Source organism: Massilia terrae (genome assembly GCF_024753145.1).
In the GTDB taxonomy this organism is placed as follows: domain Bacteria; phylum Pseudomonadota; class Gammaproteobacteria; order Burkholderiales; family Burkholderiaceae_D; genus Telluria; species Telluria terrae.
Map to the genome: position 1 here is coordinate 227,266 of NZ_JANUGU010000004.1, position 26,274 is coordinate 253,539.

The 26,274-nt window shown below is 63.4% G+C and carries 22 protein-coding genes; 11 read left to right on the forward strand and 11 right to left on the reverse strand.

Features of this window, described 5'->3' with window-relative positions; all coding sequences use genetic code 11:
- Positions 1 to 77: 77 nt before the first annotated feature.
- A complete protein-coding gene (locus NX778_RS13985) occupies positions 78 to 512 on the reverse strand; it encodes a F0F1 ATP synthase subunit epsilon (protein ID WP_258812361.1) in 435 nt (144 codons plus the stop codon).
- 10 nt (positions 513 to 522) lie between these two features.
- Positions 523 to 1,392 carry a F0F1 ATP synthase subunit gamma gene (atpG, locus tag NX778_RS13990; RefSeq protein ID WP_258812362.1) on the reverse strand — a complete coding sequence of 290 codons (870 nt, stop codon included), beginning with the start codon at positions 1,390 to 1,392 and terminating at the stop codon, positions 523 to 525.
- A 200-nt stretch (positions 1,393 to 1,592) separates the two neighbouring features.
- On the opposite strand from atpG, the gene NX778_RS13995 reads away from it, so the two are divergent.
- Positions 1,593 to 1,841 carry a DUF6582 domain-containing protein gene (locus NX778_RS13995; protein WP_258812363.1) on the forward strand — a complete coding sequence of 83 codons (249 nt, stop codon included), beginning with the start codon at positions 1,593 to 1,595 and terminating at the stop codon, positions 1,839 to 1,841.
- A 96-nt stretch (positions 1,842 to 1,937) separates the two neighbouring features.
- Here the strand turns inward: NX778_RS13995 and NX778_RS14000 are convergent, their stop codons facing one another.
- From NX778_RS14000 to gntR, 4 genes are all read right to left on the reverse strand, one after another.
- Complete coding sequence (locus NX778_RS14000; RefSeq protein WP_258812364.1) at positions 1,938 to 2,996, reverse strand: porin; 1,059 nt, start codon at positions 2,994 to 2,996, stop codon at positions 1,938 to 1,940.
- A 17-nt stretch (positions 2,997 to 3,013) separates the two neighbouring features.
- Positions 3,014 to 4,321 (reverse strand): MFS transporter, encoded by a 1,308-nt coding sequence (locus NX778_RS14005; protein ID WP_258812365.1) that lies wholly within the window; start codon positions 4,319 to 4,321, stop codon positions 3,014 to 3,016.
- 32 nt (positions 4,322 to 4,353) lie between these two features.
- Complete coding sequence (locus tag NX778_RS14010) at positions 4,354 to 4,872, reverse strand: gluconokinase (RefSeq protein ID WP_258812366.1); 519 nt, start codon at positions 4,870 to 4,872, stop codon at positions 4,354 to 4,356.
- Positions 4,873 to 5,014: 142 nt separating this feature from the next.
- Positions 5,015 to 6,043 carry an HTH-type transcriptional regulator GntR gene (gene gntR / locus NX778_RS14015; RefSeq protein ID WP_258812367.1) on the reverse strand — a complete coding sequence of 343 codons (1,029 nt, stop codon included), beginning with the start codon at positions 6,041 to 6,043 and terminating at the stop codon, positions 5,015 to 5,017.
- 227 nt (positions 6,044 to 6,270) lie between these two features.
- Here gntR and NX778_RS14020 point away from each other — a divergent pair, with 227 nt between their 5' ends.
- Both NX778_RS14020 and NX778_RS14025 read left to right on the forward strand, forming a co-directional pair.
- Complete coding sequence (locus NX778_RS14020) at positions 6,271 to 6,873, forward strand: glycine zipper 2TM domain-containing protein (RefSeq protein WP_258812368.1); 603 nt, start codon at positions 6,271 to 6,273, stop codon at positions 6,871 to 6,873.
- Between the two features lie 190 nt (positions 6,874 to 7,063).
- A complete protein-coding gene (locus NX778_RS14025) occupies positions 7,064 to 9,994 on the forward strand; it encodes a polysaccharide lyase family 8 super-sandwich domain-containing protein (protein ID WP_258812369.1) in 2,931 nt (976 codons plus the stop codon).
- A gap of 140 nt (positions 9,995 to 10,134) precedes the next feature.
- Here NX778_RS14025 and NX778_RS14030 read toward each other — a convergent pair whose 3' ends face one another.
- From NX778_RS14030 to NX778_RS14040, 3 genes are all read right to left on the reverse strand, one after another.
- Positions 10,135 to 12,030 (reverse strand): alpha-L-fucosidase, encoded by a 1,896-nt coding sequence (locus NX778_RS14030; RefSeq protein ID WP_258812370.1) that lies wholly within the window; start codon positions 12,028 to 12,030, stop codon positions 10,135 to 10,137.
- A 154-nt stretch (positions 12,031 to 12,184) separates the two neighbouring features.
- Positions 12,185 to 12,496: a chaperone modulator CbpM gene (locus NX778_RS14035; protein WP_258812371.1), complete on the reverse strand. Its 312-nt coding sequence runs from the start codon at positions 12,494 to 12,496 to the stop codon at positions 12,185 to 12,187.
- A gap of 13 nt (positions 12,497 to 12,509) precedes the next feature.
- Entirely contained in the window at positions 12,510 to 13,430 is a 921-nt protein-coding gene (locus tag NX778_RS14040; protein ID WP_258812372.1) for a DnaJ C-terminal domain-containing protein, read from the reverse strand.
- Positions 13,431 to 13,607: 177 nt separating this feature from the next.
- Here NX778_RS14040 and NX778_RS14045 point away from each other — a divergent pair, with 177 nt between their 5' ends.
- From NX778_RS14045 to NX778_RS14060, 4 genes are all read left to right on the forward strand, one after another.
- Entirely contained in the window at positions 13,608 to 15,005 is a 1,398-nt protein-coding gene (locus NX778_RS14045) for a Kelch repeat-containing protein (protein ID WP_258812373.1), read from the forward strand.
- A 120-nt stretch (positions 15,006 to 15,125) separates the two neighbouring features.
- On the forward strand, positions 15,126 to 16,028 hold the full coding sequence (locus NX778_RS14050) for a c-type cytochrome (protein WP_258812374.1): 903 nt from the start codon (positions 15,126 to 15,128) through the stop codon (positions 16,026 to 16,028).
- A gap of 201 nt (positions 16,029 to 16,229) precedes the next feature.
- Positions 16,230 to 17,624 (forward strand): MATE family efflux transporter, encoded by a 1,395-nt coding sequence (locus NX778_RS14055; protein ID WP_258812375.1) that lies wholly within the window; start codon positions 16,230 to 16,232, stop codon positions 17,622 to 17,624.
- Between the two features lie 94 nt (positions 17,625 to 17,718).
- Positions 17,719 to 19,932: a S9 family peptidase gene (locus NX778_RS14060; RefSeq protein ID WP_258812376.1), complete on the forward strand. Its 2,214-nt coding sequence runs from the start codon at positions 17,719 to 17,721 to the stop codon at positions 19,930 to 19,932.
- A gap of 61 nt (positions 19,933 to 19,993) precedes the next feature.
- On the opposite strand, the gene NX778_RS14065 is transcribed toward NX778_RS14060, so the two are convergent.
- Complete coding sequence (locus NX778_RS14065) at positions 19,994 to 21,406, reverse strand: coniferyl aldehyde dehydrogenase (protein WP_258812377.1); 1,413 nt, start codon at positions 21,404 to 21,406, stop codon at positions 19,994 to 19,996.
- Between the two features lie 88 nt (positions 21,407 to 21,494).
- Complete coding sequence (locus NX778_RS14070) at positions 21,495 to 22,727, reverse strand: NADH:flavin oxidoreductase/NADH oxidase family protein (RefSeq protein ID WP_258812378.1); 1,233 nt, start codon at positions 22,725 to 22,727, stop codon at positions 21,495 to 21,497.
- A 234-nt stretch (positions 22,728 to 22,961) separates the two neighbouring features.
- Between NX778_RS14070 and NX778_RS14075 the strand changes: the two genes are divergently transcribed.
- The 4 genes from NX778_RS14075 (at position 22,962) to NX778_RS14090 (ending at position 26,256) form a co-directional block, all read left to right on the forward strand.
- Positions 22,962 to 23,771, forward strand: coding sequence for a type 1 glutamine amidotransferase domain-containing protein (locus NX778_RS14075; protein WP_258812379.1), 810 nt, complete (start codon positions 22,962 to 22,964; stop codon positions 23,769 to 23,771).
- A gap of 47 nt (positions 23,772 to 23,818) precedes the next feature.
- The gene (locus tag NX778_RS14080; protein ID WP_258812380.1) at positions 23,819 to 24,241 is read left to right on the forward strand and encodes a MerR family transcriptional regulator; all 423 of its coding nucleotides are present in this window, start codon (positions 23,819 to 23,821) and stop codon (positions 24,239 to 24,241) included.
- 106 nt (positions 24,242 to 24,347) lie between these two features.
- Positions 24,348 to 25,346, forward strand: a complete 999-nt coding sequence (locus tag NX778_RS14085; protein ID WP_258812381.1) for an acetoacetate decarboxylase (ADC) — start codon at positions 24,348 to 24,350, stop codon at positions 25,344 to 25,346.
- A gap of 73 nt (positions 25,347 to 25,419) precedes the next feature.
- Positions 25,420 to 26,256, forward strand: a complete 837-nt coding sequence (locus NX778_RS14090; protein ID WP_258812382.1) for an alpha/beta fold hydrolase — start codon at positions 25,420 to 25,422, stop codon at positions 26,254 to 26,256.
- Positions 26,257 to 26,274: the final 18 nt, after the last annotated feature.

Sequence of the window (26,274 nt, forward strand, 5' to 3'; positions counted from 1 at the left end):
TGTCGAAATCCGGGCAAACCGCCCGTGATGGCTAAAGTGTAGACCTTGCAGCGGTACCTTGTCGCCGCGCACTTGAATTACCCCCTGTGGCGCTCGCGCAGGCGGTTGATCGCCTGCAGCTGGGCGATCGCCTCGGCCAGTTCGGCCTGCGCTTTCGCGTAATCGATGCGGCCGGTGCTGTTGGCCAATGCTTCCTGGGCCTGCTTGCGCGCTTCGCTGGCTTTCGCCTCGTCCAGGTCGCGCCCGCGGATCGCGGTTTCGGCCAGCACCGTCACCACGTCCGGCTGCACGTCGAGGATGCCGCCGGCGACGAACACCAGCTCCTCGCCGCCGTCATCCGGCAGCCGGATCCGCACCGAGCCGGGCCGGATGCGCGTGATCAGCGGCGTGTGCAGCGGATAGATGCCCAGTTCGCCCGATTCGCCGGGCAGCGCCACGAACTCCGCCTCGCCCGAAAAGATTTCCTCCTCGGCCGAGACCACGTCCACGTGGATGGTTTTCGCTTGCGCCATCACCGCCTCCTCACACCGCCGCCGCGCCCGCCACGATCTCCGAGATCTCCTTGGTGATCGCGGCCTGGCGGCTCTTGTTGTACACGAGATTCAGTTCGTCGATGACATTGCCCGCATTGTCGCTGGCCGACTTCATCGCCATCCGGCGCGCCGATTGCTCCGACGCCATGTTCTCGGCCACGGCGCGGTAGATCATCGATTCCACGTAGCGCGACAGCAGGTCGTCGATCACGGTCTGCGGGTCGGGCTCGTACAGGTATTCCCAGCGATGGCCCATCATGTCAGGGCGCAAGTGCTCGGCGGCCAGCGGAATCAGCTGTTCGGCCACCGGCAGCTGGGTCATGGTGTTGACGAAGCGCGTGTAGAACACGTGGACTTCGTCGATGTCCCCGGCCAGCTGGGCGTCGAGCAGCACCTTGATCGGGCCGATCAGGCGGTCCAGGTGCGGCGTGTCGCCCAGGTGCGCGGCCTGGGCCACGACCCGCGCGCCGATGCGGTTGAGGAAGCTGAGTCCCTTGCCGCCGATCGCGACCAGCGAAATGCCGACGTGGCGCTCCTCGTATTCGCGCAGGCGCAGCGTGAGCAGGCGCAGCACATTGGTGTTCAATCCGCCGCACAGGCCCTTGTCGGTGGTCACCAGCACCAGGCCGACGTTCCTGACCTCGTCGCGCTTGACGATGAAGGGGTGGCGGTATTCGGGATTGGCCTGCGCCAGGTGGCCGGCGATGTTGCGGACCTTGGTGGCGTAGGGACGCGCGGCGCGCATGCGCTCTTGCGCCTTGCGCATCTTGGACGCGGCGACCATTTCCATCGCCTTGGTGATCTTGCGCGTGTTCTCCACGCTGCGGATCTTGTTGCGGATGTCCTTAAAGCCGGGCATGCCAGTCCCTTGGTTGCGGATGTCCCTGCAACAGATTGTAGGAGCGTCGGCGTCGGAACGGCGCGCGGCTTGTCAATCCGACCACGTGTCTTCTCGTCCAACCGTCCATTGGTGCGCTCATTCGAAAGCGCATAATGGTCCGCGGAGCTGAGGACGCTGATGGGCGCCCTCCCCGTTGACATCAATCGCAAGGAGGTCCCATGGGCAAGCTGGATCAGGAAGACCGCAATGACATCTCCACCCAACATTTCGCTTTCCCGAAGCAACGCAAGGAACCGCTGGAAGACGCCAGCCACGTGCGCAATGCCATCGCCCGCTTCGACCAGGTCGATGGCGTGACGGACCAGGAAAAGGACGAGGCGTGGAAGCGGATTCGCAGCGCGGCGAAAAAATTTAACGTGGAAATGAGCGAGGCCGACTGGCGAGAAGTCGGGAAGAAAAAGAAATAGCGTAGCGCGATCAATCGCTCGTCGCCGCCTCCTCCGGCTGCGCCACGCCGACCGGGACGCGGCAGGCCGGCCGCGCCCCGTCACCTACCTTTCAGATCAGAAGCGGTGCCGCAAACCCGCCGTGAACTGGCGGTTGCCGGTGCCCGGCTCCTCGCTGTTGCCCTCGGTGTAGGCCGCGCCATTGTGGTTGCGGATCAGCGCATACGAGGTGTAGACATCGGTACGTTTCGAGAACGCATATGCATAAGCCAGGCCCATCTGCTGCGCGTCCTGCTTGCGCGTCGTGCGGTCATCCAGGCGCACATAGCTGAGCGTCCAGGTGCTCACCCCCATCGGCACCGATGCGGCCAGCAGCAAGGCGCGGCTGTCGGTCGATGAGACCGGCGTCGGCCCGCCGTACACGGCCGTGCCATTCGGCAGCGGATTGCTGTTCAGCCCCTTGTTCACTTGGTAGCCCGCATAAGCGCGGAACGGACCGAAGTCGTAGTTCGCGCCGGCCAGCCAGTTGCGGGCCGGATCGGTGTCGTGCAACGTGGCGGTATCGTTGTTCTTGTGATGGAACGCGATGCGCGCATTCAGCGGCCCGCTGGTGTAGCCGAACGAACCGCCGAAGGCCCGGTTGGCCGCGCTGTTGCCCGGCACTTCGCCTGCGACATACATCACGTCCCCGCTCCAGCCATGGTAATCCGCGCTGTGGAACAGCACTGAGTTGCCAGTACGGAAGCCAGTCGAGGACATCAGGTTGTTCGAGCGGATGATGCCGTTGCGCAGCGGATCGACGACGACGTTGAGCGTGGTGAACAGCGGCGTATCCTGCAAGCCCGCCGATACCGAACCCAGCCGCGTGCGCAGGCCGACCGCGGTATTGCGCCCGAACAGCGTATTGCCCTGCGTCGAGCTGCCGGTGTCGCCGTGGATGCCGCCTTCGAGCACGAAGAAGGCCGCGAGATCGTCACTGATCTGTTCGGTGCCGCGGAAACCCCAGCGGCTCTGGGTCGCCATGCCGCTGGTGACGCGGGTCGAGGTGCCGGCGATGCCGCCGTGGTCGGACGAGACGCCGAGATCCATCACCCCATAAAACGTGACGTTGGACTGTGCCTGTGCAACTGCGCTGGCAAAGGTGAGCAGCGAGGCTGCGATAACAATTTTCTTCACAATGTTTCTTTCCATTCTCAGATTGCGGTGACAGGTTCGGCTTGTGCTTCCGGTTCGGGAACCGGCTCGATCTTTCCGAGCACAAAGACAAAGCAGAAGATGCCGACCACGAGAATGACGCCCGCGACGAAGAAGGCATTGGTGAAGGAATTGGTGGCGCCGACGATCATGCCGGTGATAATCGGGGCAGCCGCGCCCATCAGGTTGTTCGCGAAATTCATGATGCCGCCGATGGTGCCCGCGCCGCCTTTCGGCGCGATCAGGGACGGCAGCGACCAGCCGACCGGCGCCGCCGAGGCCAGGCCGCCCAGCGCGATCGAGATCCAGAAGATGGCCCAGACCGGATCCGTGGTCTGGGTGGCGCCGAACACGGCCAGGCCGAACAGCATGCCGATCACCAGCACGCTCTTGCGCACCACGGACTCATCCTTGCCGCGCGCAATCAGGTGGTCGATCAGCCAGCCGCCGACGAACAGGTCGGTGGCGGTGGCGAAAGCCCAGGGGATGGCCGCGAAGCCGGCCGACTTCAGGATGCTCATGTGCATCGACTGCACCAGGTAGCCCGGCAGCCAGGTCAGGAACAGGTAGAAGGAATAACCGTAGGCGGCGAAGCCGATGGTCAGGCCCCAGACCTTGGTCTTGGTGAGCAGGTAGCCCAGCATGCCCAGCGCGCCCGCCTCCGACGGGCCTTCCGGCGCGCCGCCGCCATCCTTGATGTACTTGTGTTCCGCTGTCGACAGCTTCGGATCGGCGCTCGGGTCGCGGTAGATGAACAGGAAGGCGAAGAAATACAGGAAGCTCAGGAAAGCCGTCAGCCCGAAGCCCCAGCGCCAGCCGAAGGCGACCACGGTGACCGCCACCAGCGGCACCCCGATCACGTTGGAAAATTTGGCGGCGGCATCGAACAGCGCCGTGGCCATTGCCCGCTCGCGGCGTGGGAACCAGTAGCCGGTCGCTTTCGAGCTGACCGGGAATGCGGGCGCTTCCGCCACCCCGAGCAGGACGCGGGCGATGAAAATGCCGGCGAAGCCGCTGGAGAAGGCGGTGATGGTCGAGGCGATGCCCCACAGCAGCGCGCCCCAGCGGCCGACCTTGGTCGGGCCAAAGCGGTCGAGCACCATGCCGACCGGGATCTGCAGCACCGAGTAGGACCACGCGAAGGCGCTGAACAGCAGCCCGAGCTGCACCGGGGTCAGCTTGAATACATCCTGGATCTGCGGCGCGGCGACCGACAGGCCGATGCGGTCGATGTAATTGATCAGCACGCCGACGCCGAGCAGCGCGCCGATGCCCCAGCGGCGCCGCGGGATGGTGGGGGATGTCATGTTGTCTCCTGAATTGTAATTATGATGAAAGTTCAGCGGTCCTGGTGGCGACGTATCTGGTCGGCCAGGACTGCCGGGGAATTGCTGATGTCCAGCAGCACGCCGGCCTCGGTTTCGTCGAGCGGTTCGAGGTCGCGCAGCTGGCTGTCGAGCAGGGAAAGCGGCATGTAGTGCGCGGTGCGCGCCTGCATGCGTTCGGCGATGAGTTCGCGCGGCCCGCTCAGGTGGGCGAAGCGCAGGCCGGGATCGCCGGCCCGCAGCAGGTCGCGGTAGCGCCGCTTCAGCGCCGAGCAGGCCAGCACCAGGCCCACGCCGGCGGCCCGGGCAGAAGCGATCTCTTCCTGCAGGCGCTGCAGCCAGTCGGCGCGGTCGGCGTCGGTCAGCGCAATGCCTGCCGCCATCTTCGCGACGTTGGCCGTCGAGTGGTAGGCGTCCCCTTCCAGGAAACGCACCCCCAGCGCGGCCGCAAGTTCGCGCCCGACCTCGCTTTTGCCGCAGCCGCAGACGCCCATGACGACCCAGCGAACGGGTTCAACTGATGAATGTTGCATATGAGATTAGATTCCTTGAGAACTTGGTAGCGCTACCAAGTGAACGCAAGTCTAATCGCATTCCAGGATTTGTAAACGACTATCGATGCTGCAGCGCAGCGAAACCAACAGGAGGGAAAAGCGGCCAGGAAAGGCCGCCGGATCAGGCGCTCTCGCGCGCCATCAGGGTAAAGCCGAGGTCGATACGGCGCACCGGCGGGGACTCGCCATCGATCACCTTGCGCAGCAGGCTGGCCGCTTCGAAGCCAACCTTATAGCGCGGCGTGGCGATGGTGGTGACGGAAGGATTCATCCAGGCGGAAGCAGGCAGGTCATTGAAACCGCAGATCGCCATCTGCCGCGGCACCGCAATGGCGCGGCGCTGGCACTGGTAGATGGCGCCGTGGGCAAGATCGTCGTTGCAGCAGAAGATGGCGTCGGTATCGGGCGCCGCCGCCAGCATCCGCCCCAGCAGTTCGGCGCCGAGCGCGATGGTCGAGGGATCGGGAACCATGGTCACCAGTGCCGGATCGTATAGCCCCGCCTCTTCCATGGCGCGCCGGTAGCCGGCCGCGCGCTTGAGCATGCGCTCGTCGCCCTGCGCGCCCATGAAGCCGATGCGCTTGCGCCCCTTGTCCAGCAGGTAGCGGGTCATGGTGTAGCCGGCCAGTTCCTGCGAGAAGCCGACCGAGAACACATCCGGCGAAGCTGCCAGGTCCATCATCGACACCACCGGCACGTGGGCCGCCGCCAGCATCTGCTCGACCTGTTTGCTGTGCTTCAGGCCGGACAGCAGGATGCCGTCCGGGCTCGATTGCAGGTAGGTGCCGAGCAGCTTTTCTTCTTCCGCGTCGTCGTAGCGCGTGTTGCCGATCAGGATCTGGTAGCCGTCCGATTCCAGCGCCTTCTGGATGCCCGACAGCACCTCGGTAAAGACGAGGTTCGACAGCGACGGCACCAGCACCACGATGACCTTCGAGCGTGCCGAGGCCAGCGCGCGCGCGGCGCGGTTGGGCACGTAGCCCAGCTCCGCCACCGCCTGCGCCACCCGCGCCCGCAGCTCGGGCGACACCTTGTCGGGCTGGTTGACGGCGCGCGACGCGGTCATGGCGCCGACGCCGGCACGGGCGGCGACCTCGGCAAGCGTGGCGCGTCCGGTGGCACGGGTTTTTGCAGGGGGCGTCTTGGTCATCAAAAATCTTGGTAGCGTTATCAAATCCTGCCTGTGCGGTGATGCCTGCAAGGCAATGTGCTCGATTATGACAAATGTGGCGGCACTTTGGCGGGATTTGCTGCCCTGCCCTGCAGCTCGTCCTTACATCTGATTACGATTGATACAGCAACACGTCTAGTTCGCCGGAATGCCTCGCAGTAATCTAGCCCTGCCTCACCGAACAACATGCATACAAGGAGCCAAACATGGACGCGACTACCACCACCACCACCGCCAAACGCATTCACCCCCTGATGGCCGCAGCCGCAGTTTCCGTCATCATCGCCTGCGCCGCGGGCACCGCCGCGATCACGGGCCTGCTGCCCAGCTCGCACAGCGCGACCGAACCGCAGTCGAATGCAGCAGCCAACCCGGCCCAGCAACTGGCCGCGGCGCCGGGCTCCGCCGCACCGGGCGCTCCGGGCGCCGTGCCGGCTCCCGCACCGCAGCCCTACGGCCAGCCGTATGCGCAGCCCTACCAGCCGGCAGTGGCAGCCGCCGCGCCCGTGCCGAACGCCGCCGCCTACGCGCAGCCGGCCCCGGTCGAGCCCGCCCCGGCCGTGCACAAGAAGGTCGTGCACCACCACACCCAAGTCGCCCGCTATGACGACCCCGGCTACCAGCAGCGCCAGGCCGCACCGGCGCCGCACCAGCCGAACTATGTGGCGATGGGCACCGGCGCGCTGATCGGCGGCCTGGTCGGTAACCAGGTCGGCAGCGGCAACGGCCGCAAGCTGGCCACGGTGGCCGGCATCATCGGTGGCGGCATGCTCGGCAACGAGATCGCCAACCGCAACCAGAACCAGTAAGCAGGCGGCAAGTCAGGAGGCCAGCTCGGCGCGCGTCGAGCTGGCCTCTTCTTTGCGCCTCGAATGATAACGATACCGCAAGAACTATAAGGCACGCGCTTTACATTTGAAAATTTCATGGAGGAACGCGCTTCTGCTTGAGCTAATATGCCTGTGCACCAAATGATAACGTTCACACAACGGAGACAAAATGATGCATAGACAATGGTTGCCGCTGCTGTTGGCAGTGGCGCTGAGCGCATGCGGCGGTGTGGCGCCTGAGCAGCCCGCTTCGACCAAACTTCTCTCAGTGACTGGCACCACCACCACTGCCGACGAATACGACAACCTGCGCGCAAAGTGGAGCGTACAGATCACCGGCGGCAGCGGCGTGAACACGGCCGATCCTGACATCGCCGCCCAGGTCACATCGCTGACCAGCACAGCCCAACACGACTGGGACACGATGAATACCGCCAGCGGCCGCACCTACCTGTGGAGCGACCTGGCCACCTGGACCCAGTCCAGCACCAATACCAACACCTACAACCGGCTGAAAGCGATGGCGCTGGCGTGGGGCACCGCCGGCTCTTCGCTGCAGGGCAATGCCTCCTTGGCCGCCGCCATCATTTCCGGGCTGGACTGGATGAACGCCAACCACTACGGCAGCGGCATCACCAAGTACGACAACTGGTGGGATTGGGAAATCGGCTCGCCGCAGGCGCTGAACGACCTGATGGTGCTGATGTACGACCAGCTGGGCTCGACGCAGTTGAACAACTATATCGCCGCGATCGACTACTACGTGCCTGACCCCACGCTGCGCACCGGCACCACCATTGTCGAGACCGGCGCGAACCGGCTGGACAAGGCGTCCGTCGTGGCCGTGCGCGGGGTGATCGGCAAATCCTCGGCCAAGATCGGCCAGGGCCGCGACGCCATCAGCCAGACGCTCCTGTACGTCAGCAGCGGCGACGGCTTCTACACGGACGATTCCTTCATCCAACACACCAACATTGCCTACACGGGCAGCTACGGGCTGGTGCAGATGTCGGACGTCGCGCGCCTGTACTACCTGCTGAGCGGTTCCAGCTGGGCGGTGACGGATCCGAACGCGAACAATGTGTACGACTGGTACGCGAACGGCTACAAGCCGCTGGTGTACCAGGGCGCGATGATGGACGCGGTGCGCGGCCGGGCGATCTCGCGCTACAACTCGTCGGACCACGACGCCGGCCGCTCGCTGGCGGTGTCGCTGGGCCGCCTGGCGCAGGGCGCCCCGGCTACGACTGCCGCCGCGATCAAGAGCACGGTCAAGCACTGGATGCAGAGCGACACCACGTACTCGAACTATTTTTCGGGCATGTCCGTGTACGACATCAGCAACCTGAAGGCGATCCTGAGCGACAGCACCGTCACTCCCGATCCCGAGCAGATCCAGACCCACGTGTTCAGCGGCATGGCCCGCGCCCTGCACAGCTACGCCGGCTACTCAAGCGTGGTGTCGATGTTCTCGAACCGCATCTCGGCCTTCGAGTACGGCAACGGCGAGAACCTGCTGGGCTGGTGGACCGGCATCGGCATGACCAATGTGTACAACAGCGACCTCACCCAGTACTCGGCCGGTTACTGGCCCACGGTCGACCTGCACCGCCTGCCCGGCACCACCACCGACGGCTCGGGCAGCGGCACGCCGAAGAACTTCGGCAGCTACCTGAACACCTATAACTGGGCCGGCGGATCGGAAATCGACAACCTGCACGCCACGGCGGGGATGCAGTTCTCGATGACCCCGGTCACCGGCACTACGCTGCAGGGCAAGAAGTCGTGGTTCCTGTTCGGCGACAAGATCATCGCGCTCGGCGCAGGCATCAGCAACACCGATGGCCGCAGTGTCGAGACCATCGTCGAGAACCGCAAGCTGAACGCCGCGGGCGACAACGCGCTGACCATCAACGGGCTATCGATGCCCACCACGATCGGCTGGTCGGCCACCACCACCAGCGTGCAGTGGGCCCATCTGGCCGGCAGCGTCAGCGGCGCCGACATCGGCTACTGGTTCCCGTCGGCCGTCAACCTGGCGGGACTGCGCGAAACCCGCAGCGGCACCTGGCAGCAGATCAACACGGGCGGGCCAAGCACCACCGTCACCAACAACTACCTGAGCCTGTCCCTGCAGCACGGCGCCGGCCCGGCCAATGCCTCGTACGCCTACGTGATCCTGCCGAATTACACGGCATCGGGCATGGCCTCGTTCGCGGCCACCCCGACCGTGACAATCCTCGAGAACAGCACGGATGCCCAGGCGGCGCGGGACAGCGCGGCCGGGGTCACCGGCGTCAATTTCTGGAACGACATCTCGAAGACCGTCAGCGATGCGAACGGCGCCTACCTGACCAGCAACCACAAGGCCTCGGTCACGGTGCGCGATACCGGAACCGAGCTGCACATCGGCGTGTCCGACCCGACCCAGGCCAACACCGGCACCATCGCGCTGGAGCTGAACCGTAGCGCGTGGCAAGTCATCTCCAACGATCCGGCCGTGACGGTGACCCAGCTGTATCCGACCATCAAGCTGACCGTCAACGTCAATGGCTCTCTCGGGCACAGCTACAGCGTGAAACTGGCGGAAGCGACGACCATCGCGGTGAACCCGATCGCCGACACCTATGTGCAGGACGGCAGCTACGCCAACACCAACTTCGGCACCTCGAACACGCTGGTGGTCAAGAACGATGCGGTCGGCTACGCACGGCAGGCCGCGCTGAAGTTCAGCCTGCCCACGGTGCCGGGCACGCTGGTCGGCGCCACCTTCGCGATGATGCCAACCAGCGCCGGCGCGGCCAACAGCTTCACCAACCGTGTGTCGCTGCTGGCGTCGGACAGCTGGACCGAAACGGGGCTCACCTGGAACACCATGCCCGCCGTGTCCTCGGTGCTCGGCAGCTGGACGGTCGGCGCGGCGGGCCAGGCGCTGATGCTGGACGTGACCGCGGCATTCAACAATGCGATGGCGGGCGACCAGCTGCTGCCGCTGAAGGTCGATTCGCCGACCAACGTCGGCAGCACCGGCTGGACCGACTACGGATCGCGCGAGGCTACAGCCGCCAACCGCCCGGTGCTGTATGTGACCTATCATTGAAAGGCCAGCGCCAGCGGCCGCGAGTCGCTGGTGCCGCCATCATCTTGATCGCGCGCGGACGAGGCCGCGGCCGCGCGCTGCCAGCCTGCGCCGCCGCGCACGGCCGGGTCAACGGCAATGCGCGGTGGGGCCCGACATGCTCAGGGCAACGCGGCGACCGCCCCGATCGCGGCAATCGCTGTCGCATCGCCGCTGCTGCGGGAAATCCGCACGCGCACGTAACGCGCCGCGCGCGGGCGATCGAAGGACAAGTATTGCTCGATCGGGTTGGCCGCGATGTTGGCCAGCTCAGTGTCGGCGGCGTTGTCCCAGTGCCGGCCGTCGACGCTGACCTCCACCACGCAGCGCAAGGGATGGCCCGCGCCCGCCGGCAGGCGCCGGGCCGGCAACAGCGTGATGGCGGCCAGCCGCATCTCTTCTTCCAATGCCAGGGTGACCTGCGGCTGCGCGCCGCGCCCCAGCCACAGCGTGTCCGGATCGCCGTCCAGCAGCTTGTCGGCGCCGGGCGAACTGGCACTGTCGATGCGAAGCCGTGGCGCCGGCGTCCGCGCTGCCAGCGCGCCACCGGCCGCGCCTTCCCACGCTTCAGCCGGCGGCAGCAGGAACAGGCCGAAGGCACACAAGGCGGGACTGGCCGCAGCGTCCAGCACGCGCAGGCGTACGCGGCTTGTGCGCACCGGAGACACCAGCCGTAGCAAACGCTCGCTGCCCACCGACGGCGCCTGCGCGACCTCACGCCATCCGCCGTCCTGCCACGCGTCGACGGCAATCGCACCGACCCGCTGCCCGAGCGGCAGGTATTCGCGCAGCCGGACCAGGTCGAAGCGCTGTTCATCCGCCAGCGCCAGTTCGACGCTGGAAGCGGTCGCACCCTCGCCGGCGCACCAGTAGCCATCCTGCTCCGATAGCAGCTGTGCCGCGCCGCAGCCCGGATATTCGCTGCTGGCGCTTACCCTCGCGCCGCGCGCCAGGTTGGCGGCGAAAGTCTGGCGCAGCAATGCGCCCCAGGTACGCAGGCTGGCCGCATCCCGCTCCGGCACCCGGCCGCTGCTATCGGGTGGAATGTTCAGCAGCAGCCCGGCGCCCCGGCCCACCGACTCCAGGTAAATCTTCAGCAAGGCGGCGGGCGTCTTGACCTCGCTGTCCTCGCGCGCTTTCCAGAACCAGCCCGGCCGGATCGAGACGTCCGCTTCGGCCGGGCGCCAGACCGCGCCGTTACGCACGCCATGCATGTTCTTCTCTTCCGAGTACGTCCCGGTATCCATGGTCGCCCAGCACGGATCGCCGGCAAATCCCTTCTCGTTGCCGACCCAGCGCAGCTCCGACCCCGACGAGCCCCACACAGCTGCCTGCGGCTGCAGCTCGTGGACCAGGTTCCAGGTCGTCGGCCAGTCGTAATAGCGCGACGCATCGATCTGGCGCCGCTCGCGCGCGCCGCCGTACCAGCCGTCGCCGCCGTTGGCGCCGTCGAACCACATTTCGAAGATCTCGCCATACGAAGTGAGCAGCTCGCGCAACTGATTGCGGTAATACTCGATGTAGGCCGGACGCCCATATTCCGCATGGTGGCGGTCCCACGGCGACAGGTAGACGCCGAAGGCCAGGCCATGCCGGCGGCACGCATCGGACATCTCGCGCACCAGGTCCGCCTTGCCGTCCCGGAACGGGCTGTTGCGGATGCTGTAATCCGTGTAGGCACTGGGCCATAGGCAAAAGCCATCGTGGTGCTTGGCCGTGAAGATCAGGCCGCGCAAGCCGGCATCGCGCGCGCAGGCGGCAATCTGGTCGGCATCGAATCCTGACGGATTGAAGGTGGAGGCCGGGTCGCTGCCGTCGCCCCACTCGCGCCCGGTCATCGTGTTCATGCCGAAGTGGACGAAGGCGCAGGCCTGCAGCGCGTGCCAGCGCAGCTGGCGTGCATTCGGCGTCGCGCCCCAAGGCGCAGGCGGCGCCACCGCGGCCGGCGCGTACGCCATTCCCCATCCGTTGCCGGCGCAGGCGAGCGCCGCGCCGGCCAGGAAATCACGGCGCCTCATGCCGCCACCTGCGTGCGTGCTGTCGTCGTCGGGCTTGGCGGAATCGGAAAACGCGTCGTCATGAAGGCATCCTATGTGTGCACAATCGGATAACGATATCACACATAGTTTTGTGTGCGGCAAGAAAAGCCGCGGAAAGCCCTGTGTTGAGCGCTTATTCGCCGCCGAGCACGTGCAATCGGCCGCGCAGGCGGCGGATCTCGTCGCCCAGGTCGATCACCAGCGCGGCCAGCTGTTCGTTGGCGTCGAAGTCGCGCTCGATGCGCACCATGCGCCGCGCGCGGTCGAGGTCGCGGCTGTGAAAGCGCCAGCTCGTCACCTGCACCGTGACGTCGCCGTTGAGCGTGCCGGCCTGCACGTGGCGCACCACCCACTCCGGCTCGACGCCGGCGGCGCGCGCCAGCTCGTCCAGGTTCAGGGCCACCTCGTCCAGCAGCACCCCGCTGATTGCTTGGTTTGCTTGCATCGCTGTTCGTCTCCTAGCGCGGATTGAAGGCCAGGTCGCGCGCCATTTGCTGGTACAGTTCGCGCGCACGTTCGCTGTCCGCCGGCGGCAGCACCACTTCCAGGATCAGGTACAGGTCGCCCGGCGTGCTGGCCGGAATGCCGCGTCCTTTCAGGCGCAGCTTGCGGCCGGCTTGCGAACCGGACGGCACCGTCACCTCCACCTGCCCCGACGGCGTCTGCACCGCGATGCCGGCGCCGAGCGCCGCCTCCCACGGCGTCACCGGCACGTTCTGGTACACCTGCGATCCGTCGACCCGGAAACGCGGGTCGGGGTTGAACTGGATTTCGAGATACAGGTCGCCCGGCGGCCCGCCGCCGATGCCGGGATGGCCCTGCCCTGCCAGCCGCAGCTGCTGGCCCGGCGTCACGCCTTTCGGGATGTTCACGCTCAGGGTCTTTTCCTGCATGTGCACGCGGCCCTGCTCGTCGTGCTGGGGCACCCGCATCGCCACCTGGCGCGCGGTGCCGGTGTAGGCGTCGCGCAGGTCGATTGCGATCGCGGCGTGGATGTCCTCGCCGGGCATCTGGAAGGCGTGCCCGCCGCCACCACCGCGTGCGCCGCGCCGGCCGCGTCCCATGTGCGCGAACAGGTCGGCGAACAGGTCCTCGGCATCGGCGCCCGCGTAGGCGTGCTGCTCGCCCCAGTCCGGCGGCGGGCGGAACTGCTGCCCCTGCTGGTAGCCGCGCCCGAGCTCGTCGTAGGCGGCGCGCTTTTCCGCATCGCCCAGCACCCCGTAGGCCTCGTTGATTTCCTTGGTCTTCTCGTCGGCGTCCTTGTGCTTGCTGACGTCGGGATGGTACTTGCGCACCAGCTTGCGGTACGCAGCCTTGATCTCGTCGGCGCTGGCGCTCCGTTCAAGGCCGAGGATCTGGTAATAGTCCTTGTATTCCACGCGATCTCCCGAAAGCGGTTTTCGTCATCGTAACCCTGCATTGCCCCTTGCAGCGCACCCTTCGGCAAGTGATTGACAAATAAAGACATTTCCTTGCGTTCGCTGACAAACGAATACAGCAAGCAGCGCCGTATTTACATAGACTCGTCGTTTCCCCAACCTCCATGATCCTACAACATGAAACGCCGCACCCTGCTCCTCGGCGCCGCTGGACTACCCGCCTGCCTGACGGCCTGCGGCGGTGGCGGCGCATCTTCCTCGCCCAGCCCCAATCCGGTCGCCGCCAAGATCGACAGCGTGGTCATGGACAAGCCCGGTTACTTCGTCGGCGACTCGGCCAACATCACGGTGCGCTTCACCGGCACCAGCGCTCGGCTGGAACCGGGCGCGATCGCGGTGACGAATAGTGCCGACGTGACCATCGGCCCGCTCACCAAGGCCAGCACCTACAAGCTTATCGTCACGTCGGGGACCGTCGAGGTCAAGCAGGACATCCTCGTGCCGGTCGCCTATCGCCACACCTTCACCACCCTGTCCATGGGCGTCGCGCGCGCCATGCACCAGGCGGTCTTGCTGGCCGATGGCCGCGTGCTCCTGATCGGCGGCGAAGGCAATGGCGTCGCGTCGCCGGCCTCGGTCATCGCCTTCAACTGGCAAACCCGCGCCTTCTCCTCCATTGGCGAGCTCAGCACCGGAAGGACGGAACACACGGCCACCGTGCTGGGCGATGGCACCGTCCTGGTGGTCGGCGGTTCGCGCTCGACCTCGGGCACGCCGCTGGCCGAACGCTTCGATCCGCGCACCGGCACCTCGCGCGCCACCGCTGGCCAGCCGATCGACAACCGCTGGCAGCATAGCGCGACCCTTCTGCCCGATGGCAAGGTGCTGATCGCCGGCGGCCGCACCAGCGGCGCCAACGCCAACAGCGACACCATGGACCTGTTCGATCCGGCCACCGACCAGTTCACGCGACTGCCGGCGCGCCTGGCATTCAAGCGCTACGGGCACGTGGCGGTGAAGGTGACGGACAGCGCCGTCATGCTGTACGGTGGCGCGACGACTGGCGGCGGCAACGCGCCGCCCGAGCAGTACGACATTCCGGGCCGCAGCGCGGCCGCCCTGGCGCCGCGCGCGTCCGACCCGGCCACCCGGATGAACCCGGCGCTGGTCAAGCTGGCCGACAGCGATTACCTCGTCGCCGGCGGCGCACTCCTGCCGAATTTTTCGGCGCTGGCCTCGGTCACCGCGATTGCGGTCGGCGGCATCGCCATCAACGCGCTCGCGCCGATGACGGTGGCGCGCAGCGGGCTGGCCGGGGCGACGCTGGCGGACGGGCGCGCGCTGCTGACCGGCGGCGCCATCGACGATCCATCCGGCGACCCGGCCAAGCCGCAGGTCGCCCTCGCCAGCACCGAGCTGGTCGCGCTGATGCCGAACTCGGTGCAGGCCGGCCCGCCGATGGCGGTCGCACGCTACAACCACACCGCCACCGCCCTGCCCAACGGCATGGTGCTCGTCGCAGGCGGCCATGGCGCCGACGGGCTCGCCCTTGCAAGCGCCGAACTGTACTCCTGAGCACATGGTGTTGCTGCCCAGCTACCAAAAATGCGTCCAGACCGACTTTCAGTTTCGCTCAACAGGCAAGCAGTGCTAAATTTGTAACATCGAGATGTCGTCCACGACGGAGAAATCAAGATGAACAAATGGGTGAAACGCACCAGCATCTTGCTGCTTGGGTTGGTCTTGCTGGGCATCGTGATGACCGTCGCCGGCAAGGTGCTGGGCGAGCGCAAGATGATGCGGCAAGTGGCCTTCACCATGCCGCCGCTGACGGTGGCGCCGGATGCCTCGCGCATCGAACAGGGCCGCTACCTGTACGCCACGCGCGGCTGCGCCGAATGCCACGGCGGCAAGGGCGCCGGCAAGGTCGTCATTCGCGACGGCGGCATGTTCGTGGTGGCGCCCAACCTCACCGGCGGCGCCAATGGCGTGACCGGGCACTACACCGTCGAAGACTGGGTGCGCACGGTGCGCCACGGCGTCAAGCCCGACGGGCGGCCGGTGCTCATCATGCCGAGCGCCGACTACAACCGGATGAGCGACGAGGACATGGCGGCGCTGGTCTCCTATCTGCAGCGGATGCCGGCGGTGGCGGGCGAAAAGGCGCGGATCGAGGTGCCGATGCCGGTCACGGTGCTGTACGGTTTCGACGTGATCAAGGACTCGGCCGAACAGATCGACCACCAGCTGCCACCGCCGCAGGCCCTGCCGCAGGAAGCCAGCGTGGCGTATGGCGCGTATGTGGCCAACACCTGCATCGGCTGCCATGGGCCGCAACTGTCCGGCGGCAAAATTCCGGGCGGCGCGCCGACCTGGCCCGCGGCCGCGAACCTGACGCCTGGCAAGGGCAGCGCGATGGCGCGGTATCCGACGCCGGAGCTGTTCATTGCGATGATGCGCAGCGGGCATCGGCCGGATGGCGAGGTGATCAGCGCGGTGATGCCGTTTGGGTCGCTGGGCAAGATGAACGAAACCGAGCTGCGGGCCTTGCATGCGTATCTGCGGACGGTGCCGGCGCGCGATTCTGGCGGGCGCTAGCGGCCGATCAAGCGAAATGGGGTGCCCGCCTGCGCGGGAAGTCGGGCCCGGCAGTGCCGGGCACGACGAAATCTCAGTGGTAGCGCGAGCGCTATAGACCGTCGTTCCGCCGCACGCGGGAACCCCATTTTGCTAGCACACCGCTAACATCAACCTTATCAATACCGCTAAAATGACCGGTTTCCCCACTCCACCCGGCCCATGTCGTCCAGCACCGCCCTGACCCCATCCCCCACCCCGATCCGCACCGAGATTGCCACCCTGTGGCGCCTGTCCTGGCCGATGCTGGTCGGCCAGGTGGCCACGGTCGGCATGGGCGTGGCGGACGTGGCGATGACCGGCCACGTCAGCGCCGCCGAACTGGCCGCCGTGTCGCTCGGCGCCTCGGTGTGGTCGATCGTGCTGGTGACCGTGATGGGCACGATGATGGCGATTAACACCGTGGTCGCGCACGAGATCGGCGCCGCGCGCCATGACAAGATCCCGCACTCGGTCCGCTCCAGCCTGTGGAAAGGCGCGCTGGTCGGCATCATCGCCTGCCTGCTGGCCAACCTGTGCACCCTGCTGTTCGACCACATCGGCCTGGAACAGGACGTGGCCGACCGCGCCGCCACTTTCCTGCACGTGATCAGCGCCGGCATGCCTGCCTTCGCCTGCTACCGCGCGCTGTACGGCTACACGACCAGCATCAACCAGACCAAGCCGGTGATGATGATCGCCATTGGCGGCCTGCTGTTCAACATCGTGCTCAACTACCTGCTGGTGTTCGGCCACTTCGGCTTGCCAAAGCTCGGCGCGGTCGGCTGCGCGGTGTCGACCGCGGTCGGCATGTGGCTGATGCTGGCCGCGATGGTGTGGTGGGTCCGCACGTCGCCGGTCTATCGCTCGACCTTTCCCTTCTCGCAATGGGACGGCCCGGATTGGCCGGAAATCCGCGCCATGTTCAAGCTCGGGCTGCCGATCGGCGTCACCTACTTCGCCGAGGTCAGCGCCTTCGGCCTGATCAGCTTGCTGGTGGCGCGCTTCGGCGTGGTCCAGGTGTCGGCGCACCAGATCGCGCTCAACTTCACCTCGCTCGTGTTCATGGTGCCGCTCAGCTTCGGCATCGGCGTGCTGACCCGCGTCGGCCAGGCGATGGGCGAAGGCAATCCGCAGCGCGCGCGCTTCGTGGCCCACGTCGGCGTCGGCCTGTGCCTGGCCTTCGGCTTCTTCTCCGCCGCCTTCATCGCGATCTTCCGCTGGGATATTGCACGTGCCTACACGTCAGACCTGGCGGTGCAGGCCACCACGGTCAAGCTGCTGCTGTTCGCGGCGCTGTTCCAGCTGTCCGACTCGACCCAGGTCGCGGCGGCCTCGGCGATCCGCGGCTATAAGGTCACGCGCCCTCCGATGCTGATCCACATGGTGGCGTTCTGGGTGTTCGCGCTGCCGCTCGGCTGCGTGCTGGGGCTGGCCCCGCAATGGGTGCCGTTCGCGCCACGCGTGCCGATGGAAGCCACCGGATTCTGGATCGCGCTGATCATCGGCCTGACGGTGGCGGCAGTTGGCCTGTCGTGGTTCCTGGAGCGCCTGTCGCGCCACAAGGCGATGGCCTGAGGCCGCCTCGCCGGCTGCGCATATTTACAGCTTTTCAGGAACGACTCTGGTATTGTCTCGGGGTTACAAAAATTACCCCAAAGAGAGACGATTCATGCGCCTGATTTTCGCCTTGCTGGCCGCTATCGCGGTCCTGCCTGCATCTGCCGAGCAACTCACGCTCGACCGCATCTACGCCGACCCCGCCCTGTCCGGTCCCGGTGTGCGCAACCTGCGCGTGTCGCCCGACGGCGAGCGCGTCACCTTCCTGCGCGGCCGTCCGGACAACCAGTTCCAGATGGATCTGTGGGAATACAATATGAAGGACAAGACCACGCACCGCCTGGTCGACTCCAAGAAGCTGGTTCCCGAAGAACACCTGTCCGCCGCCGAAAAGGCCCGCCGCGAGCGCGCCCGCACGGCCAGCCTGTCGGGCATCATCAGCTACAGCTGGTCGCCGGATGGCAAGCAGCTGCTGGTCCCGATCGCCGGCGACCTCTACCTGGTCGACGCCGCCAAGCCGGACCAGGCGCGCAAGGTCGCGTCGGGCAATGTCGGCGATCCGAAGATTTCGCCCAAGGGCCATTACGTCTCCTTCGTGCGCGACCAGAACCTGTATGTGATCGACCTCGCCACCGGCAAGGAGCGCCAGCTGACCACCGACGGCAAAGGCACCGTGCACAACGGTGAGGCCGAATTCGTCGCCCAGGAAGAAATGTCGCAGCGCACCGGCTACTACTGGGCGCCGGACGATTCGGCCATCGCCTACCGCCGCTACGACGACGCTTCGGTGCCGAACGTCAAGCGCTACGAAATCAACGCCACCGGCATCGAGAGCTTCGAACAGCGTTACCCGGCCGCGGGCGACCCCAACGTCGAGATCGGCCTGATGGTCGTGTCGCCGACCACCGGCGTGCAGCGCAAGATCGACCTCGGCCCGGACAAGGACATCTACCTGGTGCGCGCCGACTGGAGCTCGGACGGCAAGACCCTGGTCTACCAGCGCCAGACGCGCGACCAGAAGCGCCTCGACCTGATCGCCGTGGACGGCGCCACGCTGGCCCAGCGCCCGCTGCTGACCGAAACCTCGAAGACCTGGGTCTCGATCCAGGACAGCCCGCGCTTCCTGAAGAACCGCCCGGCCTTCATCTGGGAAAGCGAGCGCAGCGGCCGCAACCACCTCTACCTGTACGACCTGAACGGCAAGCTGCTGCATCCGATCAGCAGCGGCGAATGGGGCATCGACAACGTGCTGGCGGTGGACGAAAAGGCCGGCAAGGTGTACGTGTCCTCGAACCGCGACGCGGTGACCGACAAGCAGACCTACGCGCTGAACCTGGACGGCAGCACCGCCGACCAGCCGGTGCGCATCACCAAGACCGACGGCATGCACGACGACGTGTTCGCGGCCAACGGCTCGCTGTTCGTGGACACCTTCTCGGACCCGAACACGCCGCCGCAAGTGTCGATCCGCCGTCCGGACGGCAGCATGGTCGAGTGGCTCGAACACAACGAAGTCAACGCAAATCACCCGTACTACAAGTACATGTCGAGCCACCTGCCGACCGAGTTCGGCACGATCAAGGCGCACGACGGCCAGACCATGTACTACTCGATGATCAAGCCGGCCAACTTCGACCCGAACAAGCGCTACCCGGTGTTCCTGTTCGTGTACGGCGGCCCGCACTCGCAGCAGGTCACGCGCGGCTGGGGTTCGCCGTTCAAGCAGTACATGGCGCAGCAAGGCTTCGTCGTGTTCACGCTGGACAACCGCGGCTCGAGCCGCCGCGAGCGCGCCTTCACCGACGCCATCTACGGCGAACTGGGCAAGCACGAGGTGGAAGACCAGCTGACCGGCGTCGACTGGCTCGGCAAGCAGGGCTTCGTCGATCCGAAGCGCATCGGCGTGTTCGGCTGGAGCTATGGCGGCTTCATGACACTGCGCCTGCTGGCGGCCGGTTCGGACAAGATTGCCGCCGGCGTGTCGGTCGCGCCGGTGACGGACTGGGCGCTGTACGACACCCACTACACCGAGCAGTTCATGGGCGGCGGCCCGAAAGCGATGCCGGAAGCGTATGCGCAAAGCGGCGTGTTCGCGCACCTGGACGGGCTGAAGTCGCCGCTGCTGCTGGTGCACGGCATGGCGGACGACAACGTCCTGTTCACCAACAGCACGCGCATGATCGACGCCCTCATCAACCGCAACATCCAGTTCAACCTGATGACCTACCCCGGCGCCAAGCATGGCATCTCGTCGCGCGCCGGGCAGCGGCACGTGTATGGGATGATTGCGAATTTCTTCCAGACCAAACTGGGTGAGCAAAAGTAAGTATCGCCTGGTCTGAAAAACGGCCGCGGATTCCGCGGCCGTTTTTATTTCGAGCCTCGCTTCAGGGACGAAAGCCCCTCGAATGCCCTAGTGTCAAGGCGAGAACGAGATCTGCAAACCGGCCAAAAGGCGCATGCAGTAATCGTGGAAGACTCCACTTCCCTTGCACATATACCCCCTTGGCGTGACTCATCGCCCGGAATCCTTCGATGCCGTGATAGGCCCCCATTCCGCTCGGACCAACCCCTCCGAATGGAAGATCGTCTTGTGCCACGTGCATCAGCGTATTGTTAATGCCCACGTTGCCTGAAGTCGTGCGCGTCAACAACAGCTTGCAGCGGGCGTCATTCGGCCCAAAGTAATACAGGGCAAGCGGCCGGGGCCGCGCGTTCACGTACTCGATGACTTCCAATAAGTTACTGTACGTGCAAACCGGCAGGATTGGGCCGAAGATCTCTTCTTTCATGACTGCCATGCTGTCGTCGACGTTGACAAGCAATGTCGGCGCGAATGTACGGATGTGCTTGGAGGCGTTTTCAGGCGATTCGCCGACGACAATCACCTGCGCTCCTTTGTGCCTGGCGTCCATCAGAAGGCTGGTCAGTCGATCATAGTGACGCTCGCTGATGATGGACGTATAGTCGGGACCGGCCGGTCCGTTTGGATAGAAGGCGGAGGCGGTCTCCTTGTAGAGCGAAATAAATCGCTCCAAATCATCCGCGTGAACGAGTGCGTAATCGGGCGCAACACATGTCTGCCCTGCATTTGACAACTTGCCGTACACGAGACTCTTCATGGTTCGCGTATTGACGTGCCCGGGTGCGAAGACTGCCGGGCTCTTGCCACCCAGTTCAAGCGTCACCGGCACCAGATTATCGCTTGCTGCCTTCATCACCTTGCGTCCTACCTGCGTGCTGCCGGTGAACAGCAAGTGATCGAACGCCAAGGCACTGAATGCTGCGCCAACTTCCGCTCCGCCGAGCACGACCGAAACCTCTTCTGCGCGAAACACGCATGCCAACATTCGCTGGATCAGTTCGCTCGTACGTGGAGTAAGTTCGGATGGTTTGATCATCGCCCGATTGCCAGCGGCGAACGCCGTCGCCAAGGGAATCATCGTTAGCGATAAAGGATAGTTCCATGGCGCCATGATCCCGATGACGCCCAAGGGCTGGTATTCCACGTAGGCGCTCCCCCAACGATACGGGATGCCGACATGCCTGCGCTCGCGTTTCATGAAGCGTGACAGGTTGCGCACGAGGTAGTCGATCGACTGGACGACACCCATCAACTCCATGATGCCCGTTTCGTGCCTGGACCGGTTCCCGAAATCCGCGCGGATTGCACTTTCCAGTTCCATGCGATGGGCAAGGACGACCGCTCGAAGCCGCTTCAATCGATCCTTGCGCTCCCCAATGCCCGGTGCACCCTCGTTGAGAAAAGCTGTCCGCTGCTGACAGAGCGTGACGGCCATCGGTTCTTCGCATGGGATATCAAATGGAGTAGTCATTAGAATGGTCCTGATATCGGTTCATCGAAACGCGTCGAGGAGATTCTTGCTGTCAGGCTGCCTGTCGGCTCATCCAGCGTCGATATCGCCGGGTTTTGATCATCGTGTCAAGCTGCTGCTCCAGGAAGGCAAATGCCGGCATGACGGTCGGATTGGTTTTTTTGCCGCCGCTCACCCTGCGCAATTGATGTTTGACCATCGACATATAAGCGATCGAGGCCAACACTTTGTTCTTCCACGTGATGGCGCGGAGCATGGGTGCACTTGCTTTACCCGCCTTCCACTCCTTTGGGAGACTGGGGTTCAACGCCAAGGCTGTGCCGATGCCCACCATATCGATACCGCTATCCAGCACTTGCTCAGCAACAGGAAAGCGACGAATGCCGCCGGTCACCATCATCGGCATTCCGGCGACAGTGCCAATATCGCGAGCAAACTCGAGGAAGTACGCTTCGCGCGCCAGCGTCCGGCCGTCACGGGCCTGCCCGTGCATGGCCGGTGCCTCGTAACTCCCGCCGGAAAGCTCAAGGAGGTCGACACGCAAAGGGTTCAGCATGGACACGACTTGCTTGGCATCGTCCGAGCTGAAGCCGCCGCGCTGAAAGTCGGCAGAGTTGAGCTTGACCGAAAGTGAAAACCTGGTACCCACGCGGGTCCGGATTTCCTTCACCACATCGAGCAGGATGCGGGCCCGGTTCTCGATTGCACCGCCCCAGCGGTCATTGCGCTTGTTGGTCAGCGGCGACAGGAATTGACTAATTAAGTACCCGTGCGCGGCGTGAATCTGCACGCCGCTGAAACCGAATTTTTCCGCCAACACGGCAGCGTCGACAAAGCGGCGCTTCACGTCGGCGATCTCCGCTTCCGACATTTCTTTCGGGGCCGTAAACTGTTTGGAAAAGCTCCCCATATCCATCGGCACGGCTGAAGGAGCAATCGTCTCCTGCCCCAGCGCAGCCGGCATCTGGCGGCCGGGGTGGTTAAGCTGCATCCAGATCTGTGCCCCGCGGGCGCGCGCGGCGCGTGCCCATTGTTCGAAACGTTCCCTGTTACCCTCAGACTCGAGGACCACGCCACCGGGCCCGGTCATGGCGCGGCGATCGACCATGACATTGCCAGTGATCATTAATCCGGCCTCGCCTTCCGCCCAAGCTTGGTAAAGACGAATCAGCTCATCGGAGGGGGCGTGATCGGCGTCTGCAAGGTTTTCTTCCATTGCAGCCTTCGCAAAGCGGTTGGGCAGCGTGGTGCCATTCGGCAAGGTCAACGGGGAGAACGGGCTCATTTAGGACTCCTTGGTGGGAATGGAGCGGATCGTAAGCTTAAAGTTCACTTTAATGTCAATAGGCAGATGCAGATTTTTCCTTTACTGCGGAGTAAGGAGCGCCACGTACCCTATTGACATTCAAGTTAACTTCATGTGTAGAGTTGCTGTGAGGTCGTCGCATCGGAACAAGAGCGATGCGCTCCGGTGAGACCCATTCGGGGCTCCGGATATATCGATGAGATTGGAGCAAACATGATTACCAAGATCGGCAAATGGCTGTACCTCGGAATATTTCTGGCTAGTTTCGGGCCGCTCACGCCAGGTGCAGCGTCAGGTAAGGAAGAAGTACCGCGACCAAAGGCGAAGAAGGTCCTGATTGTGATGACGAATCATTCCAAGTACCCGACACGGAGCGACACTACTGGCCTGTGGCTCACGGAATTGACTCATTTTTACGAAGTCTTCAGGGACGCAGGAATCGACTTGGATTTTGTCAGTCCAAACGGTGGCCCCGTTCCGTTGGACCAGCGGAGTCTGGGCCGTCTGTACATGGATGAGGGAGCGCGTAGTCTGCTGAAGGATCCCCAATTCAGCGCGCGTCTTCAGGAAACGCTATCACCCTCCCAGGTCGACGCCAGCAACTACATGGCAATTTTCTACACGGGCGGACACGGGACCATGTGGGACTTTCGAGGCAACGGCGAATTGAAAACCCTGGCCGAACAAATCTATCGTGACGGTGGTGTAGTCGCATCGGTCTGCCATGGCGCAGCAGGCTTGCTGGATCTGGACGGCGACAACGGGCGGCCATTAATCGTTGGCAAGAAAATTACCGGGTTCTCAAACTCGGAGGAATATCTCTCTGGTGTCCAGAACCAGGTTCCGTTCTCGCTTCAGGACGAACTCAAGAGCCGTGGTGCCGCTTATCAAAAGGCTGTGATTCCCTTCGTCTCGTATGTCGTAACTGATGGGCGAATTGTCACGGGACAAAATCCTGGTTCCAGCTCCGAAGTAGCAAAAGAAACGCTCCGCGTGATCGCTTCACAACATTCCATTGACTAGGCGCATTGGACAATGCGCCGCGACATAACAAACGCGGGGACGAAGAAATGAAAATTGGTGAGCTTGCAAAACGGAGCGGACTCTCTGCTTCCGCAATTCGCTTTTATGAGTCGAAAGGACTGCTAAAATCCGGCAGCCGATTGTCGAACGGCTATAGGGAATACCCTCCCGAAGCGGCAGCGATATTGTCCATTATCATTAATGCACAGCAAACAGGATTTACCTTGGACGAGATAAGAAGTATTTTGCCCGCGGATGCAGCAGGCTGGCAACACGACCAATTGATCGCGACACTAAGAAAAAAGATTGATGACATCGAGTCGATGGAGCGCCGTCTGGCGGAGAACAGGACACATATCATGTCCTTGATTGACTTGATCAATTCGAAACCGGAAGGAATGGAATGCAAAGACAACACGGCCAGGGTGATGGATAGCGTGGGGAGACATGCGAACAAGAAAACCGATTGATCACCATGTGCACGATACATGCTCCCACAATCATTCCCCTTGACCTTCAAGTTGGCTTGAAAGTTAGTATTCCTATGGTCGAATTCGAAAACGTCGAGATGGGAACATGACTATCAGAAATATTGGAATATTGACGGGCTTACTCTCAGGGGGAATGGCGATGGACTCCATGGCACAAAATCCAGCGATCACCAAGGTTCAGGCCAACAAAATAATTGAAATTGCGGGCAATCAAGTCCCGGTTGTGTCGGGAGGACTTTATGACCGCTACCGCTCCAATCCGCCGCTTTCCGTTATCGAAAATGAAGCACCGGATGTGGATCTGAGCTGGTTCCGAACCTTGAAGAAGACAAAGGTGGATGTCGGCTTTGAAACTTATTCACCAAATTTTTATTACAAAGACAGCAGAATTACCGCGATATTTACCGCCGACATCAATAAGCTAAGAGAACTCATTCCACCCAAGATTGGCGAACAAATCCAGCCGCTTCAAATATGGCCTGGCAGGGGCGTCATCGCATTGACTGCCTACGCCTATCATTATTGTGACAATGACAGCTACACTGAAATCTCGCTTTCCATCGTCACCAATAAGCCGGGTTCGGCAAGTTTTGGACCATTGACTTTGCTTGGCCAATCCATGTCGAAGTCATTTTGGGGTTATATCTTGAAATTACCTGTAAATACTGAACTGGCAAGGGTAAGAGGTGTAGTCGGGTACAATCTGCCGAAATGGTTGACTGAGATTAACTTTGAGGAAAATGAAACTGCAATAAAGTTTGAAATAATGGACAAGGAGTCTGACAGGTCCGATGTGGTCTTCGAAGGAAAAAAATTAAAAGATCTTTCGAAAGACGTCGAATTGATTACCAACAGCTTTACCAATGTCAACCAAAACGGGAAGTTGACTTATGGATATGCGATTTCACGGCAGCTCAGTCACGCCACAAGCACAGACCCGGATTCTGCGATGTTGAGACTTGGCGACGGCGCTTTATCCAACTACATCAAGTCCTTGAAGTTGGGTAAGCTCTTGAAATACGAATACGTTCCTGAATTCCAGAGCGCACTGTACGCGCCTCAGCCCTTGCCTGCTGATCGTTAAAGGGCAGGAGAAAGTACAGATCGCAAGTGACCTAGTGAGATTGACGACTTACCACCTTAGAGGAGTATCGATCATGGGATTTGTCACAACGAAGGATGGCGTGGAGATTTTCTACAAGGACTGGGGCCCAAGGGATGCACAGGTGATCTTTTTCCACCATGGATGGCCACTCAGCGCGGACGATTGGGATGCACAGATGCTCTTCTTCCTTGATCACGGTTTCCGGGTTGTCGCGCATGATCGGCGCGGGCACGGACGGTCCAGCCAGGTGTGGGAGGGGCATGATATGGACCACTACGCCGACGACGTAGCAGCGGTCGTCGATAATCTTGGCGTTCGGGGCGCGGTGCATGTCGGTCACTCAACGGGTGGCGGCGAGGTTGTCCGCTATATCGCCCGGCACCCGGAGGATCGCGTCGCCAAGGCCGTCCTCGTCAGCGCTGTTCCGCCATTGATGGTGAAAACCGAGGCCAATCCCGACGGCACGCCCAAAGAAGTGTTCGACAATTTCCAGGCACAGGTCGCTGCGAACCGCGCGAAGTTTTACCACGACATCCCGGCGGGGCCGTTCTACGGCTATAACCGCCTGCCGTCCGAGGCATCTGAAGCGGTCATCCTCAACTGGTGGCGCCAGGGCATGATGGGGAGCGCGAAAGCACACTACGACGGTATCGTTGCCTTCTCCCAGACCGACTTCACTGCTGACCTCCGGGGAATCACCGTCCCGGTCCTGGTCGTCCACGGCGATGATGACCAGGTCGTTCCTTACAAGGATTCGGGACCGCTATCGGCCAAGCTGGTCCAGAACGGTACACTCAAGACCTATAAGGACGCACCGCACGGCATTCCGACTACCCACGCCGGCGAGCTGAACGCAGACATCCTGGCGTTCGTACAGGACCGACATTGAGCGCGGCGGAATTCATCA

What these genes read in the sequence shown, in the direction of transcription:
- NX778_RS13985 (WP_258812361.1), bottom strand. Translation starts at nt 512, where the DNA reads ATGGCGCAAGCGAAAACCATCCACGTGGACGTGGTCTCGGCCGAGGAG.
- atpG (WP_258812362.1), bottom strand. Translation starts at nt 1,392, where the DNA reads ATGCCCGGCTTTAAGGACATCCGCAACAAGATCCGCAGCGTGGAGAAC.
- NX778_RS13995 (WP_258812363.1), top strand. Translation starts at nt 1,593, where the DNA reads ATGGGCAAGCTGGATCAGGAAGACCGCAATGACATCTCCACCCAACAT.
- NX778_RS14005 (WP_258812365.1), bottom strand. Translation starts at nt 4,321, where the DNA reads ATGACATCCCCCACCATCCCGCGGCGCCGCTGGGGCATCGGCGCGCTG.
- NX778_RS14010 (WP_258812366.1), bottom strand. Translation starts at nt 4,872, where the DNA reads ATGCAACATTCATCAGTTGAACCCGTTCGCTGGGTCGTCATGGGCGTC.
- gntR (WP_258812367.1), bottom strand. Translation starts at nt 6,043, where the DNA reads ATGACCAAGACGCCCCCTGCAAAAACCCGTGCCACCGGACGCGCCACG.
- NX778_RS14020 (WP_258812368.1), top strand. Translation starts at nt 6,271, where the DNA reads ATGGACGCGACTACCACCACCACCACCGCCAAACGCATTCACCCCCTG.
- NX778_RS14025 (WP_258812369.1), top strand. Translation starts at nt 7,064, where the DNA reads ATGATGCATAGACAATGGTTGCCGCTGCTGTTGGCAGTGGCGCTGAGC.
- NX778_RS14030 (WP_258812370.1), bottom strand. Translation starts at nt 12,030, where the DNA reads ATGAGGCGCCGTGATTTCCTGGCCGGCGCGGCGCTCGCCTGCGCCGGC.
- NX778_RS14035 (WP_258812371.1), bottom strand. Translation starts at nt 12,496, where the DNA reads ATGCAAGCAAACCAAGCAATCAGCGGGGTGCTGCTGGACGAGGTGGCC.
- NX778_RS14045 (WP_258812373.1), top strand. Translation starts at nt 13,608, where the DNA reads ATGAAACGCCGCACCCTGCTCCTCGGCGCCGCTGGACTACCCGCCTGC.
- NX778_RS14050 (WP_258812374.1), top strand. Translation starts at nt 15,126, where the DNA reads ATGAACAAATGGGTGAAACGCACCAGCATCTTGCTGCTTGGGTTGGTC.
- NX778_RS14055 (WP_258812375.1), top strand. Translation starts at nt 16,230, where the DNA reads ATGTCGTCCAGCACCGCCCTGACCCCATCCCCCACCCCGATCCGCACC.
- NX778_RS14060 (WP_258812376.1), top strand. Translation starts at nt 17,719, where the DNA reads ATGCGCCTGATTTTCGCCTTGCTGGCCGCTATCGCGGTCCTGCCTGCA.
- NX778_RS14065 (WP_258812377.1), bottom strand. Translation starts at nt 21,406, where the DNA reads ATGGCCGTCACGCTCTGTCAGCAGCGGACAGCTTTTCTCAACGAGGGT.
- NX778_RS14070 (WP_258812378.1), bottom strand. Translation starts at nt 22,727, where the DNA reads ATGAGCCCGTTCTCCCCGTTGACCTTGCCGAATGGCACCACGCTGCCC.
- NX778_RS14075 (WP_258812379.1), top strand. Translation starts at nt 22,962, where the DNA reads ATGATTACCAAGATCGGCAAATGGCTGTACCTCGGAATATTTCTGGCT.
- NX778_RS14080 (WP_258812380.1), top strand. Translation starts at nt 23,819, where the DNA reads ATGAAAATTGGTGAGCTTGCAAAACGGAGCGGACTCTCTGCTTCCGCA.
- NX778_RS14085 (WP_258812381.1), top strand. Translation starts at nt 24,348, where the DNA reads ATGACTATCAGAAATATTGGAATATTGACGGGCTTACTCTCAGGGGGA.
- NX778_RS14090 (WP_258812382.1), top strand. Translation starts at nt 25,420, where the DNA reads ATGGGATTTGTCACAACGAAGGATGGCGTGGAGATTTTCTACAAGGAC.